The sequence below is a fragment of the Psychrobacillus sp. Z3-81 genome (assembly GCF_056620325.1).
On record NZ_JBWQPU010000022.1, the window covers coordinates 1 to 17,424 of the forward strand.

A 17,424-nucleotide genomic window follows, 5' to 3' on the forward strand; every position below is an offset into this window, starting at 1 on the left:
TTTATTCATCGTATACTTGGTCATAAAAAACTGCACCTCCAATTGTTAGATGTGTCTAACAAACGGGGTGCAGTTCAGAATCATAAGTGCTTTCTTTAATCAGAGATATGTCTTTTAATTGTTTTGAGTGCATAAAATTTACTAAGTTCAAGAGACGGATTTCTCGCTTTAAGAGAAATTTAAGAGAAAGATGGAAATGCGGAAAAGGGGCGGATTGGATGAACTTAAGAGAAGAGCCAATTACGAAGAGATCAAAGGAAATGGAGAAAGTAAAAGAATTATTGCTTAGTTCTTTTCCTGAAAATGAACAAATTCCATTTGGCTTTTTGTTATGGAGAGCAAAAAGAGAATATGTAGATTTTTTAGCTTTTTATGATAGTGATGTCTTTGTTGGATTCACTTATTTAATCACTTATGAAGATTTGACGTTTATTTTATATTTGGCAATAAACGATAAAATTAGATCAAAAGGATATGGGAAAAAGGTATTGTCACAAATAAAAGAAAAGTACCCAGATAACCGAATAGTCCTTAATATTGAAGCGGTTGACGAGACTGCAAGTAACTACGAGCAAAGAGTTATAACGAAAAATTTTTATCTTCGAAACGGTTATCGAAATACAAACCTAAATATGATAGATAGTGGAAATTCATACGAGGTTATGATTAATCGAGGGATGATTTCGAAAGATGAGTATTTGAAATTGTTGAAGAGATTTCCTGGGACTTTCCTTTTTCATTTTGTTAAATCTAACATATCAATATCAACAGAATGAAACAGCAAGAAGTGTTTCTTTTCATATCAATCATGCCATTTTTTAAAAATGCCTATTAGTAATAGGATAAGACCAAGTATGAAAATAATAGGAAATAAAATTACCATCATGGCTCCTGCGGCAAAACCATCCCCAACGAGTATCCCAACACTCATACCGAATAGCCAACTAAGGCCCGGCGCGAAAATGAACATAGTTAGTAAACCCCAAGTAACAAACTTCCTTTTTCTACTTTTCTTCAAAGTTAGTAAAAATCCCACATAAACAGTAACGAAAACAAAAATAAAAGCGAATAATAGTAATTCCCACATTTGGCTTCCCCCTCTCCTATTTGACGAAAAGCAGGAAGAGAAAGATTCCTTGAATCTCCTTCTCTACCGACCTTGTGGTACAATGGAGATAGATATGTAACGGAAAGGAAGTTACCATTGAATAAATTAAAAGGTATTGTGCCTATCATGGTAATAGTAATCATATTGGCCACGATTATGCTAAGTCAGGATCAATACGATGAAGTATCCAACCTAAATAAAATTATCATGACTGCTGGAGCAGCAATCCTTTCTTCTCTTCTTGGATTACTGTTATTAAGACCAGACAAAGACAAGATTGATCCAAAGCCGACGAATCAATCAGGACCGAATAAAAGAGGAAACGGAAAATAATCTGTTTCCTCTTTTGCTTCACTAATATAAGGAGTGACATTATTGATAAAACAAGCAAGACAATTACTGCATAAATACTACGGCTACGACTCCTTCCGTGAGGGGCAGGAAACGATTATCCAACATGTGTTGAATCAGCAATCCAGCTTATGTGTAATGCCTACTGGAGGAGGGAAATCGCTCTGTTATCAGATTCCTTCTCTTATGCTAGAAGGTACTACCATTGTGATTTCTCCCTTAATTTCCCTCATGAAGGATCAGGTGGACACACTATTGCAGGCGGGGATACCAGCAGCCTTCATCAATAGCTCATTGACTACGGAAGAAGTGAGAGAAACTATGGAGGAGGTTGTGAATGGTCAGTATCGCTTACTGTACATTGCTCCTGAACGACTAGATTCGCAATTTTTTTTAAACCAGCTAAAAAGAGTAAAGGTGCCTTTGATTGCAATAGATGAAGCGCATTGTATTTCACAGTGGGGACATGATTTTCGTCCTAGCTACCGTTTGATTCATCGATTAAAGGAAGTTTTTACCGAGGAGCCTGTCATCTTAGCGCTAACTGCAACAGCAACTCCGGCTGTTCGAGAGGATATTTGCAAGCTACTGCAAATCAGTGAAGACCACACGGTAATTACGGGTTTTGAAAGAGAGAATCTAACCTTTTCTGTCGTGTTGGGACAAGACAAAAACAAATTCCTCAAGGATTTTATTAAAAAGAATGCAAATGAAGTTGGGATTATTTATGCAGCAACGAGAAAGACAGTGGACTTGCTCTATGATTTGTTAAATAAAGCAGGGGTTCGTGCTGCAAAGTATCATGCAGGCTTGTCCGAGGTAATGCGGAATCAAGAGCAGGAACGCTTTCTGACGGATGACGCTCAGGTAATGGTTGCCACGAATGCTTTTGGTATGGGGATCGATAAATCCAATGTTCGCTATGTCATTCATTATCAGCTACCGAAAAATATGGAAAGCTATTATCAGGAGGCAGGGAGAGCAGGGAGAGATGGATTGCCAAGTGAATGTGTTGTCCTCTATGCATCTCAAGACGTCCAAACGCAACGTTTCTTAATTGATCAGTCACCGGACCGCGATAGAATTCCGCAAGAGCTAGAAAAACTCCAAGGAATGGTAGATTACTGTCATACAGAAAGCTGTCTACAAAAATTCATCGTAGAATACTTTGGCGAACCAACTAGCGGGGACTGTGGCAGATGTGGAAACTGCACAGATAATAGAGAAATTCAGGATGTCACAAAGGAAGTGCAAATGGTCCTTTCTTGTGTTGTTCGCATGGGACAAAAATTTGGAAAGACGATAACTGCGCAAGTTTTAACTGGCTCAAAAAACAAAAAAATCCAAGACTTTGGATTTACGAAGCTATCTACTTATGGAATTTTAAAAGGAAAATCAGTAAAAGAGGTTTCTGGACTTATTGAGTTTATGATTGCAGAGGGATTATTACTAGTAAACCATGGGAGCATGCCTACGATTTATATTTCCCCTAAGGGGAAGGAAGTTTTATTAGGGAGTAGTAAAATTATGCGAAGAGGGGCAACGGTAACGAAGAAAATTGCTGTGGATGATCCGTTATTTGAAGGATTAAGAGCACTTCGGAAAAAACTTGCGGACGAGGCAGGAGTACCTCCGTTTGTCATTTTTTCTGATAAAACGTTACAGGACATGTGTGTAAAGCGTCCGCAAACCGAAGAAGAGCTATTAGATGTCCATGGTGTTGGCGCTAATAAACGAGATAAATACGGAAAGGCATTTATCGAGGAAATTAGACGTTATATTACGGTGTAGTGTTTATGAGATACTACTGTTAAGTTGGAAGGGACATTAATCTTTTTTGCATCTTCCGTGGATATTTCCACAATTACCGATTGCTCTAAGATTTTAAAGATTGTGCCTTGCACCTCATGGTTATTTCGAGTAAAAGAGATTTTCTCATCAATTTTCCGTGCTGCCACGAAAGGTGTAACATCCTTTGGTTGTCGTTGGAAACTCATGTCATTGCCTCTTTTCTATAAAATTCTCACAAAAAGCGATAGTTTCATTGTACCATAGATGGAACCTAAACAGAGGAAATTAAGCTTTTATATAGAGAGATTACCAGAATAAGATACGTTTTTGTCGATTAAACGAATAAATTAGTTGTCGAAGTTTAAAATTAATTAGAAAGCTTAAAATAGAGGAGAAAATAAATGAACCAGTTTAAAAATCTAAAATTAGATGAAAAAATTATAAAAGCGATTGACCAGTTAGGCTACCAAGAGCCGACAGAGGTTCAGCAAAGAGTGATACCGGTTGCACTACAAAAGCAGGATGTAACAGTCCAATCTAAAACAGGAAGTGGTAAAACTGCTGCCTATGCTATTCCACTGTGTCAATTAGTGAAATGGGAAGAAAACAAGCCACAGGTACTTGTTTTGGTTCCTACGAGAGAGCTAGCTGTACAGGTACAGGAGGACTTTACAAATATCGGCCGTTTTAAGCGGATAAAGGCTCTTGCTGTCTATGGAAAGTCTCCTTTTGCAAAGCAAAAGCTTGCATTAAAGCAGAAGACACATATAGTAGTGGGTACCCCAGGGCGTGTATTAGACCATATAGAAAAGGGTACGCTTGACGTTTCGAAAATAGAATACTTAGTGCTTGATGAAGCAGATGAAATGTTAAATATGGGATTCCTAGAGCAGGTAGAATCTATTATTAAACTGTTGCCGGAGAACCGCACAACGATGCTTTTTTCAGCCACACTTTCTGAGGATATAAAGAACTTGAGCAGTGCGCATATGAAAGCACCTGTTTCTGTCGAGGTTGAAACCAATGAGTTACAACCATCCTCTATCGAGCATGCAAAATATGTCGTAAAAGAGGAAGAGAAGATAGCATTTCTGGAAAAGATGACAATTGTAGAAAATCCAGATAGCTGTATTATCTTTTGTCGAACGAAGGATCGCGTTGATATGCTAGTGGATGTGCTGGACCGAAAAGGATACACAGCAGATAAGCTTCATGGGGGCATGCATCAAGAAGACCGTTTCGAAGTGATGGATGATTTCCGAAGAGGGGAATTTCGCTATCTTATTGCAACGGATGTAGCAGCACGTGGAATTGATATAGAAAATATAAGCCTTGTTGTTCATTTTGATGTACCACTTGAACGAGAAAGCTATGTACACCGTACGGGTAGAACTGGACGTGCTGGGATGACCGGAAAGTCTATTTTACTTGCTACCCCTCACGAAGGGAAATTTGTAAAAGAAATTGAGGAATATATCGGCTTTGAAATAGAAGCGGGTCCTAACTATACAGAAGAAGAGGTTTCGAAAAATAGAGAAGCTTTCCTTGAGAAAATGGAGGAAGCACCTAAGCTTAAATCACAGAAAGGTGAAAAGCTAAACGAAGGTATTACGAAGCTTTATTTTAACGGTGGTAAGAAAAAGAAGCTTCGCGCAGTCGATTTTGTAGGAACCATCGCAAGAATAAATGGTGTCACTGCCGACGATATTGGCATTATTACGATTCAGGACAACTCGACCTATGTAGAAATACTAAACGGTAAAGGTCCCCTTGTATTAAAGACCATGAAAAACACAACAGTAAAAGGAAAACAACTGAAGGTCCACATAGCGAAGAAATAATGATGGAGGCTTGGACAAAAAAACATGATGAGTATATTCCACTTGTTAAAGATTTTTATTAGGAAGTACTCATGGTTCAAAGCGGTGCCGATGATTGCTGTAAAAACAGGGTTACAGTTGAGCCATAGCAACAGTATGCGTTAGCGTGCAGCTATGGCTCATTTTAAGTTTGGAAAATAAGAACGTCTCATCGTGCGATAACGTTTTCCTGCTCTAAGTGGCCGTCGCATCGGAGGACCAAAAAGAACGTCTTAATTGTCCCACCCTCATGCTGATAAGGAGCAAAGTTTATGCCAGTAATCCAATATGAAGTGTATATAGAAGCGCCAATAGAAGTCTGCTTTGACTTAGCCAGAGACATTGATATACATATGAAAACAACAGCCAAAACAAAAGAGAGAGCAATTGCCGGAGTTACTTCGGGATACATTGAAGAGGGGCAGACCGTTACTTGGGAAGCAGTACATCTAGGAGTTAAGCAAAGACTAACAGCTAAAATTTCGCAGATGGATCGACCACACAAATTTACAGATGTCATGGTGAAGGGGGCATTCCATTCCTTTACCCACACCCATGAGTTTGTTCAAAAAGGTAACGGTACAGTAATGAAGGATACCTTCATCTATACTTCTCCCTTAGGTATCCTTGGTAAGCTTGCAGATAAACTGTTTTTAGAAAGATATATGAGAAACTTTATTGTGACTCGTGTAGATGCTCTAAAAAAGTACGCAGAAGAACAATACAATTAGTTAGGAAATGAGAGTCCCTGAACAATGAAAGAAACAGCCTCCTCAAAAGCTTGTTTTTCCTCTAAAAAAGGATAATGATTACTTTCTTCAAAAATCCATAAAGAGGAGCGGGGGATCAATTCTTTCATTTCAAATGAAAATTCTACTGGACATTGGACGTCATGTTGTCCGCAAAGGATATAGGTTTTGACTTGAATGGAAGGCAACTGACGAGTGACATCGTAAATCAGCGCCTCTCTGCTAAAAAAGTTCAATCGACTAGCAACAATGCTTTTGGAGATACCTTTAGAAAAGAACTCCTCATATTTTTCGGGACGATAAAGGGAAAGCTGGATTCTTTTCTTGCTATAGGAAGTTCTTTCTTCAGCAGAAAGAGTAGATTTTTTCAATATCTCCATCAGCTCTTGCATTCTAGCATAGTGGGGATGTTTTTCATTATAAATACATCTTTCAGAGGAGGAGCTGTATTCTCTGGCAGCTGATCCTACAGCGATAAGAGCATCCAATGAAGAGGAGAAATGGATTCCATAAAGAAGTCCTAGCATTCCGCCTGTTGAATGTCCGACAAAGGCCCAAGTTGTGAATCCTTTTGATTCTCTTATAGCCTCTAAATCTAGTACAGCATCAATCATACTAAGCTCAAATGCTTCCTTTGGCTTTTCTGAATTCCCTGCATCCCTTAAATTGACTAGGAATACCTGATAATGGTCGGTGAACATCTCTGCAAAATAGTCACCAGAGCTGTTGTATTCTGAATACAAATGGGTGACACAGAGGGGTTTACCAACTCCCTTTGTAAAAATCTCAAACCTTCCCCTTGGCGTCTGAAGCATTTCCACCTTCCATTTCGTCATGGTCCATTCTCCTTTGGTTCTTTTGGTAAAAGTGGATTAATTGTTCCTGACCAGCTCTAAGGTCACTTAATAGGCTTGTGATATATATTAATAAAACAATAATGAAACACACTACAAATAAAATTATTTCATTGCCTCCGAACAAACTTAAATCCAATAATCCAATAATGATAGATAGAATCATACTTATAAATAAAATGAATGATATCTTATCCAAATTAATTCTTGTGTCTCCTCAGAGTGTTATTTTATTTTTTCATTTAGCTCCCTTAACAGATTAATCGCATAGATTAACAAGATGACTATAAGGGATAAAATAAAGACAAACACCAGCTCTAGGTCATTGAATAACACACCAATTCCCATAAAAATAAGCGTAAGAATCCAACTGAAGGCTAAAATTAGCAGTATTCTAATTAAACGCATACAAGCACTCCTTTCTATGCTGACCCTTTGCAGAATGTAAGAATAGACTCTGCATGCTTGCTGTCTTTGATAAGTCCGGCTAATTTGCATACCTCTAGTGTAAATTGCGGAAAAGCAGTTCCTTTTGCTGTGATAAAGCCTTTTCCAATTTCCACCTCACTACCGATATAGTGAGCACCTTCAAATAACTCTCTAAAGTGCTCGAAGGTCCCAGGCTGACAAGTAAACTCCTTTCCTTCAAGCAAACCTGCTTTTGAAAGAAATGTAGCGGAGGCACAAATACTTGCAATAGGGATATGGAGTGAATAAGCTTGTTTTAATAAGTCTGAAAGAGTGGAGTTATCCAGTACCTCTTGCACACCATCTCCTCCTGGTAGTAGAACAAGATCAAACTTCCGAACATCCACCTCTTCCGCGGAAGTGTTTGCAATTGTTGTCAAGCCAGCAACACTCTCTACAGGCTTTCCATCCGCACTAAAAGTAGTTATTTGGGCTTTCCCAAGCTTTCTTAGAAAGAATAAAGTATGAGCAACCTCAAAGTCGGCATATTGAGGAAAAGCAAAGAATAATACATTCATCATAGATGTCCCCTTTGGTTTAATATGGTAAATAATCATACTAATAGTTTATCATAGAAGATGGTAATATTATTGATAGGAAATGAAACTTTCCCAGAAGTTCATACGTAATGTAATTTAGGATAAATTAGAGGATGTGAAGTAATTTTGACCAAGAAGCTCTGGTTTCAAGTTGGAGTAGCAATTTTATTAACTTTAGGTATTATTTATATGTTTATGCTTGTAAAAGGCATATTCTCACCATTCATTATTATTGCCCAGGCAATTTTTGTCCCATTATTGCTTGGAGGAGTACTATTTTATTTAACTCGCCCGTTACAAAAATGGTTAGAGTCAAATAAGTTTCCACGATGGGCTAGTATTATCTCTGTTTTTATCGTAATCGGATTATTAGGATGGGGCTTCTATGCATTAGTAGGTCCTGCTGTTTCAAAGCAAGTAAGTACTCTAAGTAAAAATATGCCGGAAATGGTGAAGGAAGTGGAGGAATTTATAAATTACTCTATTTCTCAGCGAGATAGGTTCTCGGAGCTTCCACAAGCGATTCAGGACACAGTTGAGAGTGCAGCTAAAAAAATAGATAGCTTTGCTGTGTCGGCGGGATCCATTCTTGTGAAATTTATTCAAAATGTTTTTCAAGGGGTATTTCTACTTATACTAGTGCCTTTCTTCCTAGTATATATGTTGAAGGATCATGAGAAATTTCTTCCTTTTGTCACTCAATTCTTTAAGGGAGACAAAAAGAAGTGGGTTGCTAAGACATTAAGAGATATTGATGCAACATTGCGTGCGTACATTCAAGGGCAATTATTTGTCAGCTTTTTAGTAGGAGTCATGCTCTTTATTGGTTACTCTATTATCGGACTTGAGTATGCGCTGTTATTAGCCATTTTTGGTATGCTAATGAATGTAATTCCTTTCTTGGGACCTTACATTTCATTGGTGCCAGCGTTAATAATTGCACTAATACAAGAGCCAAGACTTGCTATTTATGTAGCGATTGTCATGCTATTAGCACAGCAGATTGAAAGTAATTTTATAACTCCGAATGTGATGGGTAAATCCTTGGATATTCATCCTTTAACAGTTATTACAATCATTTTGGCTGCGGGGAATATAGCTGGACTATGGGGAATTATTTTAGGGGTTCCTACTTATGCAGTGATTAAATCTATTCTAAAGAATATCTATGCTATTCGAGAGGGGATAAAGGATACCGCCACCAAGTCGGTATAAGGGGTGTTTGGGATGGAGTTTACGTCGAAGATGGACAGTACGTTTAAAAAGTTGATGGGCATAGCCATGGGGCTTATAGGGGTAGCTTGTCTTTGGCCAGTAGCTTATGAAATATTTATAAGTGAAAAAAAACCGGAGTGGGCCGGTATCTTCCTCTGTCTTGCCTTGCTTGTATTATTCGAGGGTTTTTTACTTTGGATATCCCTAGATATCCGCTATGTGTTCGAGAAGGACTATCTCTTTGTTAAAGGTGGTCCTTTCCGAAGCAAAATCCCTTATGAGGATATAACCAAGGTTAACCATACGAAGGAAATTCTATCTGGTTATCGTATTCTGTCCTCTAAGGATGCCTTAGAAATTCACTACAAAAGAGCTTCCTTAGGGAGTGTCATCATCTCTCCTAGCGATAAAGAGAAGTTTTTGGAGGTCCTATTACAAAAAGTACCGTCTATTCATTATGTGAAATGAGGGATAGGGATGGATCAATTTGAGAACCAGCCAAGAAATGACTTAATGGGAGATATTTTAAGGTCGTACGAGAAGACAGGTGGAATGGATAACTTGAAAGGCCAAGGAAAGCCTCTGAGTGAGGAATACCTTACTGGAGACGTCTTTCAACACTTTCAAAAGATTGCAAAGGATGCAGGCTTTAAACCCCATTGGCTAAAGCTTCAACACGAAATTCGAGAAGAAATCCAAGATATCTCGAATAAGAAGAAGAGCGGTCTAACAGAAGGTTTGCAGTTCCGCATCACAAAAGTAAATGAGAAAATTATTGCTTATAACAAGGCATGTCCTCCTCCTTTACAAAAGGGACAGGTAAGATGGGAAACCATAGAGAATATAGTCCAACATTGGTAGACAAAACCTATATGGTTTTGTCTTTTTTTATAGCACTTTGCCAATTTTGATGGGACAGCTCAGTATTCGAAGTGCTTTATTGTCCTTCACTTGCGCCCTCTCCCTTATACAATTTTCAGAACCCTCTTTCTATTATTTGTTAAATGTGTTAACTTATAATGACATTTAGGTTTACTCATTTTAAAGGGGAAATGGAAATGGGAAATAAAAAACTAAAGGAAATGATTGTAGCGGCGATGTTTGCTGCAATCATAGCAGTGGCTGCACAAATAATGCTCAATATTCCACCGGTGCCGTTCACTTTATTAACCATTGCAGTCATGTTAACAGCTACTATTTTACCAACTAGATATACTCTATTGGCAATCGTTTTATACCTTGCAATGGGGATGGCAGGTGCTCCAGTTTTTGGGGGCATGAAGGGCGGGCTTGCTGTACTTACAGGACCTACGGGAGGTTATTTAGTAGGTCTTCTTCCTGTTGCAGTATTCATAAGCAGTTATACAGAGTTTTTTAAGTACAACAAATGGCATACTATTATCGCGAATTGTTTAGGTGCTCTGCTTATTTTGGTAATTGGTTCCTTGTGGTTAAAAATAGTGTCTGGATTAACATGGCATGCTGCGTTCGAAAGTGGATTACTTCTTTTTATAGTTCCCGACTTAATAAAAGCTATAATAGCTGCATTTGTTGGTTTGCGCATAAGGGTACGACTAAAGTCCGCAAAATTAATATAAAAAATAAAAGAATTGCTCCTGGAGGTAGAGCAATTCTTTTATCTTTAACTAGGGGGATAACGCTCCTCGCTAGAGGAACGATCTTTGGTGTGAGTAGGATTTTTTTCGTCTTCCAAATTGAGTCTTAGATCTTCGATAGAAATGGTGTCAACGGTCTGCATATCCTCATGCATATCGAATATGCTAATTTTATCCGACTTGACTCCTTCAGGATTATCCATAAATCGGCCATCAGCTTCTTTTCGATTATCCTTCATTCTTCACAAGATTTAATAACATGTGGCTAAGAGCTTTTTGCTGATCTTTGTCAGAGCTTTTCCACAGTTCTTTTAGAAGGTGCTCTTCACGATTTCTTGGTTCTTCATGAGTCGCAAGGTAGCCAGCAACTTTTTCTGTAGCTTTTGCTAACGTTTCTTCACTGAAGCCCATTTTCTCTCCAGCACGTACTTTATCAGCAAGGTAGCCTTTAAAAGTTGAGAAGTTCTTCAGAATATCGTCTTTTTGCTCAGGACTAAAGCTTTCTAAAGCGATTTCTACTTCTTTATTGATGTTTTTCTTCTTCATGCTTTTCCTCCTCCCTTTTCTGTATTTAGCTATTCCCAGCGATGATGGTAATATGCATTTTAAGGTTCTAAAAAAAATAGGAAATCTATTGACATTTTAATTGAAAATGATTATCATTACCATATAGAAAACCTCCTCTTAAAATAGAGAAGGCTCTTACAGCAACTTTTCTCCAAATTGTCGCTGAAAAAGTTAATTTTGCACAAGTGACTCCCCTCAACAGTTAACATTGTGCATTAGTAAGGTATCTACTCCCATTGTAGATACCTTTTTTTTATGAGAAAAATGGATACAAATTGTCATCCAGCTTCATAATACTGATAAACATTTAAACAAATTACATGTGTGGGGATGTGTCGGTAGATGACTTTAAGGGAAAGTGCTTTACAGCTTCATCAAGAAAATCAAGGGAAAATGGAGATAAAAACAAAGGTGCCAGTAAATAATATGGATGACCTTAGCTTAGCTTATTCTCCTGGGGTGGCAGAGCCATGTATAGAAATTCAAAAGGATGCTAATAAAGCATATGAATATACCATGAAAGGCAACTTAGTTGGTGTTGTGACGGATGGCTCAGCTGTTTTGGGATTAGGAGATATTGGTCCGCTTGCTGCATTACCTGTGATGGAGGGTAAGTCGATTTTATTAAAGGAATTTGCAGGTATTGATGCCTTTCCTATTTGTCTAGACACGAAAGATGTAGAGGAGATTATCAAAACGGTGAAGGCGCTGAGTCCGACGTTCGGTGCGATTAATTTGGAGGACATATCAGCACCTCGTTGCTTTGAAATTGAAACCCGACTTCGAGAGGAATTAGATATTCCTGTTTTCCATGATGATCAGCATGGTACAGCAATTGTGGTCAGTGCAGGATTGGTGAATGCCCTAAAGCTAGTGGACAAAAAGAAAGAGAACATAAAGATTGTCGTTAATGGAGCAGGTGCTGCCGGAATATCTATCCTAAAGCTTTTAAATCAACAAGGTTATACGGAAATTATAATGTGTGATACGAGAGGAATTATATATAAAAATCGGGAGCAGGGCATGAATGCGGTAAAACAAATGGTAGCAGATATATCTAATCCTAATGGCATAAAGGGTGGTTTAGAAGAGGCGATGAAAGGCGCTGACGTCTTTATAGGTGTATCTGTGGCAAACCTGCTGACGAAACAAATAATTGACTCTATGAATGAGGATCCAATTATTTTTGCTCTAGCAAATCCTCATCCTGAGATTTCGTATGAAAATGCAGTGGAATGGGGCGTGCGAATAATAGCTACTGGTCGATCAGATTACCCTAACCAAATTAATAATGTGTTAGCTTTCCCAGGGATTTTCAAAGGTGCTTTAGAATCTCGTGCAAAAGACATTACAGAAAAGATGAAGCTTGCAGCGGTGGAGGCGATAGCATCCTTGATCTCACCTGAGGAGCTAACTGAACAATATATCATCCCTAAGCCATTTGACCAAAGAGTAGTGACGGCCGTTGCAACAGCAGTAAGCGCTGCAGATTAGAAACCTTTTCCCTTTTTATCCGTAGAGGAGGGAATAAAAATGGAACCCTTAGAATATTACGTTTCCACAAGGCCCGAGGCGACCGCTTGTCTAGTTGAAGAACTTATTGTTCATGGCTCGCTCTGTGGTCAGGGGTGTGGGAAGCAGCCTTATAAATAGCATGGAAAAAGCGCTTGAACCATATAAAATGTAACCCATCAACCTGGTTGGTGGGTTTTATTTATGTTAGTTTAGCTTGGACGAAATAAGGGAGTGTAGATAGCAAGTAACTGTAGAATTGACTGTTTTCAATGGAGTTTTAACGGGAAAAATACTTGACTTCAGCAAGTAACTTCTCTCAATCCGCAAGTATTTCCGTTTATTTGGAAATTATTGAGGGGTGAGGTTGTCCCTAGAACTTTTCCATCCTTTTAAGTGAACGGAATCTTTAATCTATCAGGTATTAGTCTATCCTTTTCACTATTCATCCATTTCTAATTAGTAGCCTTTTCATTTTCTTCCTCGCCAAATAATCTTTCCACTATAACAACTCTCCAAAACACAACAGTATCAGTACTTTTACTGTTATAGTAGCCAAAATAAACGCTCCTTTTTACAGAAATTGTTATATAACAAAAATAATGTATTTTCTAAAAATTTGAAATATAATTAGTGTAAGAATAAAATGAATGACCATTCATTTTATTCGAAAAAAAAGATAAAGGGGGTTTAGTATGGGAACGTTCAAACTGCTGGGAAAAGAGCTTTCTAAGCTCACAGAGAAAAAAGGGGTGTTATTTTCTCTAATCGGAGTTCTCTTGATTCCGATTGTCTATGTTGCTGTATTGTTGTCTGCAACATGGGGTCCATATGATAATTTAGACAATCTTCCTGTTGCATTTGTCAATAACGATGAAGGCGCTATGTCCGGTGAAACACCTATTAATGTGGGAGCCGATTTGGTTGAAGAACTAAAGGCAAATCCTTCATTAGGATGGAATTTTGTATCGAAAGAGGAAGCGGAAAAGGGATTAAAAAGCCAAAAATATTACATGATGGTGGAAATCCCACAAGATTTCTCTAAAAAGGTTTCTACTGTATTAGATGCAAATCCTGAAACCCCGGAGCTTCTTTATACACAAAATGAGGGGCTAAATTTTATGGCATCTCAAGTAACCAAAAGCGCTACGGAGAAGCTAAGAGAACAGCTAGGAAATAAGATTACAGAAACATATACTCGTACATTATTTGCTCGTTTTGGAGATATTTCGAATGGCTTTGCTAGTGGTGCGGACGGATCTAACCAAATCTATGAAGGGACCACGACTCTCTCTAATGGGACTAATCAATTACTTCAATCTTTAAATGAGAAGTCAGGTGACATTCAAACACTAGCAACTGGTGCTCAAACTGCAGAGCAAGGAGCTTCGCAGTTATTAAACTCTATCAAGGGTGGAGAAGGAGATATCAGAAGACTTGCTGCAGGTTCTAAAGAATTAGCAACGGGTGTAGATTCCTTGAAAGCAGGCTCTGAGCAAGTGTTAGCAGGCTTACAATCTGCTAAAGCAGGCAGTGCTAATTTGACAGCAGGACTAGAAAAACAATTAAAGCCGGGGACGGAGCAGCTAGCTGCTGGCATAACGAAAGTGACAGAAACAACGAAAACGCTTTCAGGTGGCTCTCAGCAACTAACTGATGGGTTGAAGGCATACTTAGCGAAGCATCCTGAGCTTGCGAAGGACGTAGATTTTCTCACTTTAGTTGGGACAAGCGAAAAAATCTCTCAAGGGTTAGTCCAATTCGACCAACAGGTTCAGCCTTTACAGCAAGGAGCTAACACGGTTGTGGCTGGTGTGAATCAACTAACAGCTGGCTCTAAGCAGCTAGATGGCGGTTTAAATCAGCTTGTAGCAGGACAAACCTCCGCAGTAGCTGGTATTGATAAGCTGAAATCTGGTGCAAACCAAGTGGCTAATGGGAACTCTTCTCTCACTGTTTCTTGGAATAGAATCACTAATGCTGTTTCTGACCTAAAAACTGGACTATCTCAAATTAGTGAGGGCAACCAAACAGTAGCAGTAGGTTGGGAAACAATTACGTTAGGGGTTAATTCTTTAAACGATGGAGCAACGAAGCTCCAGAGTGGAAGCCAAGAGTTGAACACTGGGCTTACAGGTGGGCGTGACCAAGTAAGTGCTATTCAAGTTGGAGACAACAATATTGCGATGTTTGCAAATCCTGTTCAATTGAAGGGGGATACAGTTAACGGCTATAGCTTCTATCGTGATTCAACAGCGCCTTATATTATTTCCTTGGCATTGTTTGTAGGCATGCTAGTACTGTCCTTTATAGTAGACTTCAAGCGTCCAGCTGTATTACCGGGATCGGTTGTTAGCTGGTATACAAGCAAACTACTACAGCTTTCTATTTTTGCGGTAGCGCAAGGGCTATTCGTATCCTTGTTTACGCTATTATTCCTCAAGCTGGATGTTGCAAACGCCGGGCTGTTCATTCTGTTCACGATTTTCGTGAGCTTGACTTTCATGGCGATTATATTCTTCTTGGTAGCAGTAGGTGGAAACATCGGCCGTTTTGTAGCCCTTGCATTTATCGTATTGCAGTTATCTACAACAGGATCAAACCTTCCGATCCCTATGCTGCCTGAGAACTTACAAACATTAAGTAAATTCTTACCGTTAACTTACTCAAATGCAGGCTTTAAAGGAATTATCTCATTAGGGGATACGCCGTACCTAATGGCGAATGCGTTTGTATTGCTGATGGTATTACTAGCGTTCCTAGTATTGGCATTTGCAGTATTTGCATTTAGCTATAAAAAAGTTACTAGTTCTTTCACGAAAGAAGCGATCTAATAAAAAAGCGTCAGACTCCTCGGTGGGTCTGACGCTTTAAAAATTAAGCTTGTTTTTCGAAGGATTGGATAATCCCCTTCATTACTTCTGTAGCCTTTTCCATGGCATCCACTGAGATGTATTCATACTTCCCGTGATAGTTTTCTCCGCCAGTAAAGACATTTGGTGTCGGCATTCCCATAAAGGAGAGCTGAGAACCATCTGTTCCTCCTCGAACTGGGATGATTAAAGGTTCAATTCCTAAATCGATCATGACATCCTTTGCGATATCTACGATTTCCATTACAGGAGTGATTTTCTCTCCCATATTGTAGTATTGGTCATTTACAGTTACTTCAATTGCTTTTTCTCCATAAGCCGCCTTTAATTTTTCAGCAGTATCAAGGAACAACTGTTTTTTCGCTTCAAATTTTACGCGGTCATGGTCTCGGATGATATAGCTTAATTCCGTTTTCTCTACGTCTCCATTAAACTTCATGAGATGGATGAATCCCTCGTAGCCATCTGTCTTTTCTGGAACCTCATCCTCTGGCATATGAGCTTGGAATTTTGTTGCGATGGTAATAGCGTTGACCATTTTATCCTTCGCAGATCCAGGATGAACGCTCTTTCCGTATGTGATTACTTTAGCGCCGGCAGCATTGAAGCTTTCATATTGAAGCTCACCAAGTGGCCCGCCATCCATTGTATACGCATACTTCGCACCAAACTTCTCTACATCAAACTTATGAGGTCCACGTCCAATTTCCTCGTCCGGCGTAAATGCCACACGAATCTTCCCGTGCTTCACCTCTGGGTTTTGAAGGAAGTATTCCATTGCAGTCATAATAATGGCAATTCCGGCTTTATTGTCGGCGCCAAGAAGTGTGGTACCGTCTGTTGTCATTAAAGTATGACCTACATAATTCTCTAATTCCGGAAAGTCAGCAACCGTCATCACAGTAGACTCGTTTAGTTGAATATCTTTCCCGTCATAGCTCTCGATTATTTGAGGCTTCACGTTTTTCCCTGTATAGTCTGTTGCTGTATCGACATGCGCTAAGAAGCCGATTGTAGGGACTTCTTTATCTGTATTAGCTGGAAGAGATGCGAAAAGATAGCCATTTTCATCTAATGTGATTTCTTCCATTCCAAGCTCTTCTAATTCTTTTTGTAATAAATGCAGTAAATCCCATTGTCCTTCTGTCGAAGGGCATGTTGGGCTTGCGGCATCCGATTGCGTATCAATTTTAGCGTAGCGAGTTAAACGGTCAATTAAAGTATTTTTCATGTGTAAAAGTCTCCTCCATTGGTGCAAAGCATGTCTTTATTTTAACAGATTATTCCGAGAAGCGGAATAATGGGCGTAAATACTATGGGCGAATAAAAATTGAGCTCCGTAATAGGAAATCATGATGAGGGCGTGAGAGTACGGCACCTCCATGATAAATTTATTAATCGCTAGAATGGAATCGGAAAAAATGAAAGAAATAGCTCCGACAATGGCTAATTTGTTGCCGGTTTGGATTGCATTCCAACCCATCGTAAGAATGACTGCGATATATAACACTACCGCAACAGCAAGGACCATATCTCCGTCTCTCCATAATGTTCCGGCTAACCAGATTACCATAATGAGACCATATGCAAGCAATAGAGCAGCAGCCCACTTTGGGATTGACTTTGCTTTAATCTTGCGAAACGCAAATATATACCAAATATGACCGATTAAAAAGGTAATTAAACCAATGATAAACCAATAAATAAGACCGTCAGCAAGCATACAGATAAATAAACCAGTAACGATTAGCGTTTTATAGTTTTTTGGTGTCCCAGCTGGCTGTAGCAGCGCATAAAGAATAATAAGAAGCATAGGTATTAATTTAAAGAAAATTTTGGTGCCGACCGGCTCTGCTGGAATAAAGAAAATATAAATAATCCCCATTACTCCTGCTAGTATTGCAATGATTTTATTCACAAAA

At 38.9% G+C, this 17,424-nt stretch carries 19 protein-coding genes; 11 read left to right on the forward strand and 8 right to left on the reverse strand.

The window, feature by feature from the left end:
• Window positions 1-218: 218 nt before the first annotated feature.
• On the forward strand, window positions 219-776 hold the full coding sequence (locus AC1ECF_RS16700) for a GNAT family N-acetyltransferase (RefSeq protein ID WP_480390564.1): 558 nt from the start codon (window positions 219-221) through the stop codon (window positions 774-776).
• A 26-nt stretch (window positions 777-802) separates the two neighbouring features.
• Here AC1ECF_RS16700 and AC1ECF_RS16705 read toward each other — a convergent pair whose 3' ends face one another.
• A complete protein-coding gene (locus tag AC1ECF_RS16705) occupies window positions 803-1,087 on the reverse strand; it encodes a hypothetical protein (protein WP_480390565.1) in 285 nt (94 codons plus the stop codon).
• A 117-nt stretch (window positions 1,088-1,204) separates the two neighbouring features.
• Here AC1ECF_RS16705 and AC1ECF_RS16710 point away from each other — a divergent pair, with 117 nt between their 5' ends.
• Together AC1ECF_RS16710 and recQ are read left to right on the forward strand one after the other, a co-directional pair.
• The gene (locus tag AC1ECF_RS16710; protein ID WP_480390566.1) at window positions 1,205-1,441 is read left to right on the forward strand and encodes a hypothetical protein; all 237 of its coding nucleotides are present in this window, start codon (window positions 1,205-1,207) and stop codon (window positions 1,439-1,441) included.
• Between the two features lie 42 nt (window positions 1,442-1,483).
• A complete protein-coding gene (gene recQ, locus AC1ECF_RS16715; RefSeq protein ID WP_480390567.1) occupies window positions 1,484-3,250 on the forward strand; it encodes a DNA helicase RecQ in 1,767 nt (588 codons plus the stop codon).
• Here recQ and AC1ECF_RS16720 read toward each other — a convergent pair.
• A complete protein-coding gene (locus AC1ECF_RS16720; RefSeq protein ID WP_480390568.1) occupies window positions 3,235-3,456 on the reverse strand; it encodes a DUF2187 family protein in 222 nt (73 codons plus the stop codon). The two genes, recQ and AC1ECF_RS16720, sit on opposite strands and share 16 nt — an antisense overlap.
• A 195-nt stretch (window positions 3,457-3,651) precedes the next feature.
• Here AC1ECF_RS16720 and AC1ECF_RS16725 point away from each other — a divergent pair, with 195 nt between their 5' ends.
• Window positions 3,652-5,091 carry a DEAD/DEAH box helicase gene (locus AC1ECF_RS16725; protein WP_480390569.1) on the forward strand — a complete coding sequence of 480 codons (1,440 nt, stop codon included), beginning with the start codon at window positions 3,652-3,654 and terminating at the stop codon, window positions 5,089-5,091.
• A gap of 290 nt (window positions 5,092-5,381) precedes the next feature.
• The gene (locus tag AC1ECF_RS16730; RefSeq protein WP_480390570.1) at window positions 5,382-5,840 is read left to right on the forward strand and encodes an SRPBCC family protein; all 459 of its coding nucleotides are present in this window, start codon (window positions 5,382-5,384) and stop codon (window positions 5,838-5,840) included.
• Here AC1ECF_RS16730 and AC1ECF_RS16735 read toward each other — a convergent pair.
• The 3 genes from AC1ECF_RS16735 to AC1ECF_RS16745 form a co-directional block, all read right to left on the reverse strand.
• Window positions 5,837-6,694 carry an alpha/beta fold hydrolase gene (locus tag AC1ECF_RS16735; RefSeq protein WP_480390571.1) on the reverse strand — a complete coding sequence of 286 codons (858 nt, stop codon included), beginning with the start codon at window positions 6,692-6,694 and terminating at the stop codon, window positions 5,837-5,839. The two genes, AC1ECF_RS16730 and AC1ECF_RS16735, sit on opposite strands and share 4 nt — an antisense overlap.
• A gap of 243 nt (window positions 6,695-6,937) precedes the next feature.
• Window positions 6,938-7,120, reverse strand: a complete 183-nt coding sequence (locus tag AC1ECF_RS16740) for a hypothetical protein (RefSeq protein WP_480390572.1) — start codon at window positions 7,118-7,120, stop codon at window positions 6,938-6,940.
• Between the two features lie 14 nt (window positions 7,121-7,134).
• Window positions 7,135-7,701 (reverse strand): DJ-1/PfpI family protein, encoded by a 567-nt coding sequence (locus tag AC1ECF_RS16745; protein WP_480390573.1) that lies wholly within the window; start codon window positions 7,699-7,701, stop codon window positions 7,135-7,137.
• 144 nt (window positions 7,702-7,845) lie between these two features.
• Between AC1ECF_RS16745 and AC1ECF_RS16750 the strand changes: the two genes are divergently transcribed.
• The 4 genes from AC1ECF_RS16750 to AC1ECF_RS16765 all read left to right on the forward strand — a co-directional run bounded on the left by AC1ECF_RS16750 (window position 7,846) and on the right by AC1ECF_RS16765 (window position 10,532).
• A complete protein-coding gene (locus tag AC1ECF_RS16750; protein WP_480390574.1) occupies window positions 7,846-8,934 on the forward strand; it encodes an AI-2E family transporter in 1,089 nt (362 codons plus the stop codon).
• Between the two features lie 12 nt (window positions 8,935-8,946).
• Window positions 8,947-9,402: a PH domain-containing protein gene (locus AC1ECF_RS16755; RefSeq protein WP_480390575.1), complete on the forward strand. Its 456-nt coding sequence runs from the start codon at window positions 8,947-8,949 to the stop codon at window positions 9,400-9,402.
• Window positions 9,403-9,411: 9 nt separating this feature from the next.
• A complete protein-coding gene (locus AC1ECF_RS16760; protein WP_480390576.1) occupies window positions 9,412-9,795 on the forward strand; it encodes a DnaJ family domain-containing protein in 384 nt (127 codons plus the stop codon).
• 197 nt (window positions 9,796-9,992) lie between these two features.
• The gene (locus tag AC1ECF_RS16765) at window positions 9,993-10,532 is read left to right on the forward strand and encodes a biotin transporter BioY (RefSeq protein WP_480390577.1); all 540 of its coding nucleotides are present in this window, start codon (window positions 9,993-9,995) and stop codon (window positions 10,530-10,532) included.
• 246 nt (window positions 10,533-10,778) lie between these two features.
• Here the strand turns inward: AC1ECF_RS16765 and AC1ECF_RS16770 are convergent, their stop codons facing one another.
• Window positions 10,779-11,096, reverse strand: coding sequence for a DUF3243 family protein (locus AC1ECF_RS16770; protein WP_480390578.1), 318 nt, complete (start codon window positions 11,094-11,096; stop codon window positions 10,779-10,781).
• Between the two features lie 363 nt (window positions 11,097-11,459).
• On the opposite strand from AC1ECF_RS16770, the gene AC1ECF_RS16775 reads away from it, so the two are divergent.
• Together AC1ECF_RS16775 and AC1ECF_RS16780 are read left to right on the forward strand one after the other, a co-directional pair.
• The gene (locus AC1ECF_RS16775; protein ID WP_480390579.1) at window positions 11,460-12,611 is read left to right on the forward strand and encodes an NAD(P)-dependent malic enzyme; all 1,152 of its coding nucleotides are present in this window, start codon (window positions 11,460-11,462) and stop codon (window positions 12,609-12,611) included.
• A gap of 713 nt (window positions 12,612-13,324) precedes the next feature.
• On the forward strand, window positions 13,325-15,463 hold the full coding sequence (locus AC1ECF_RS16780; RefSeq protein WP_480390580.1) for a YhgE/Pip family protein: 2,139 nt from the start codon (window positions 13,325-13,327) through the stop codon (window positions 15,461-15,463).
• A 43-nt stretch (window positions 15,464-15,506) separates the two neighbouring features.
• Here the strand turns inward: AC1ECF_RS16780 and pepT are convergent, their stop codons facing one another.
• Window positions 15,507-16,733, reverse strand: a complete 1,227-nt coding sequence (gene pepT, locus AC1ECF_RS16785; RefSeq protein ID WP_480390581.1) for a peptidase T — start codon at window positions 16,731-16,733, stop codon at window positions 15,507-15,509.
• Window positions 16,734-16,769: 36 nt separating this feature from the next.
• On the reverse strand, window positions 16,770-17,420 hold the full coding sequence (locus tag AC1ECF_RS16790; RefSeq protein WP_480390582.1) for a lysoplasmalogenase: 651 nt from the start codon (window positions 17,418-17,420) through the stop codon (window positions 16,770-16,772).
• Window positions 17,421-17,424 lie beyond the last annotated feature (4 nt).

What these genes read in the sequence shown, in the direction of transcription:
- AC1ECF_RS16775 (WP_480390579.1), top strand. Translation starts at nt 11,460, where the DNA reads ATGACTTTAAGGGAAAGTGCTTTACAGCTTCATCAAGAAAATCAAGGG.
- AC1ECF_RS16725 (WP_480390569.1), top strand. Translation starts at nt 3,652, where the DNA reads ATGAACCAGTTTAAAAATCTAAAATTAGATGAAAAAATTATAAAAGCG.
- AC1ECF_RS16755 (WP_480390575.1), top strand. Translation starts at nt 8,947, where the DNA reads ATGGAGTTTACGTCGAAGATGGACAGTACGTTTAAAAAGTTGATGGGC.
- AC1ECF_RS16705 (WP_480390565.1), bottom strand. Translation starts at nt 1,087, where the DNA reads ATGTGGGAATTACTATTATTCGCTTTTATTTTTGTTTTCGTTACTGTT.
- AC1ECF_RS16730 (WP_480390570.1), top strand. Translation starts at nt 5,382, where the DNA reads ATGCCAGTAATCCAATATGAAGTGTATATAGAAGCGCCAATAGAAGTC.
- AC1ECF_RS16740 (WP_480390572.1), bottom strand. Translation starts at nt 7,120, where the DNA reads ATGCGTTTAATTAGAATACTGCTAATTTTAGCCTTCAGTTGGATTCTT.
- AC1ECF_RS16700 (WP_480390564.1), top strand. Translation starts at nt 219, where the DNA reads ATGAACTTAAGAGAAGAGCCAATTACGAAGAGATCAAAGGAAATGGAG.
- AC1ECF_RS16780 (WP_480390580.1), top strand. Translation starts at nt 13,325, where the DNA reads ATGGGAACGTTCAAACTGCTGGGAAAAGAGCTTTCTAAGCTCACAGAG.
- AC1ECF_RS16720 (WP_480390568.1), bottom strand. Translation starts at nt 3,456, where the DNA reads ATGAGTTTCCAACGACAACCAAAGGATGTTACACCTTTCGTGGCAGCA.
- AC1ECF_RS16735 (WP_480390571.1), bottom strand. Translation starts at nt 6,694, where the DNA reads ATGACGAAATGGAAGGTGGAAATGCTTCAGACGCCAAGGGGAAGGTTT.
- AC1ECF_RS16745 (WP_480390573.1), bottom strand. Translation starts at nt 7,701, where the DNA reads ATGATGAATGTATTATTCTTTGCTTTTCCTCAATATGCCGACTTTGAG.
- AC1ECF_RS16770 (WP_480390578.1), bottom strand. Translation starts at nt 11,096, where the DNA reads ATGAAGAAGAAAAACATCAATAAAGAAGTAGAAATCGCTTTAGAAAGC.
- pepT (WP_480390581.1), bottom strand. Translation starts at nt 16,733, where the DNA reads ATGAAAAATACTTTAATTGACCGTTTAACTCGCTACGCTAAAATTGAT.
- AC1ECF_RS16760 (WP_480390576.1), top strand. Translation starts at nt 9,412, where the DNA reads ATGGATCAATTTGAGAACCAGCCAAGAAATGACTTAATGGGAGATATT.
- AC1ECF_RS16765 (WP_480390577.1), top strand. Translation starts at nt 9,993, where the DNA reads ATGGGAAATAAAAAACTAAAGGAAATGATTGTAGCGGCGATGTTTGCT.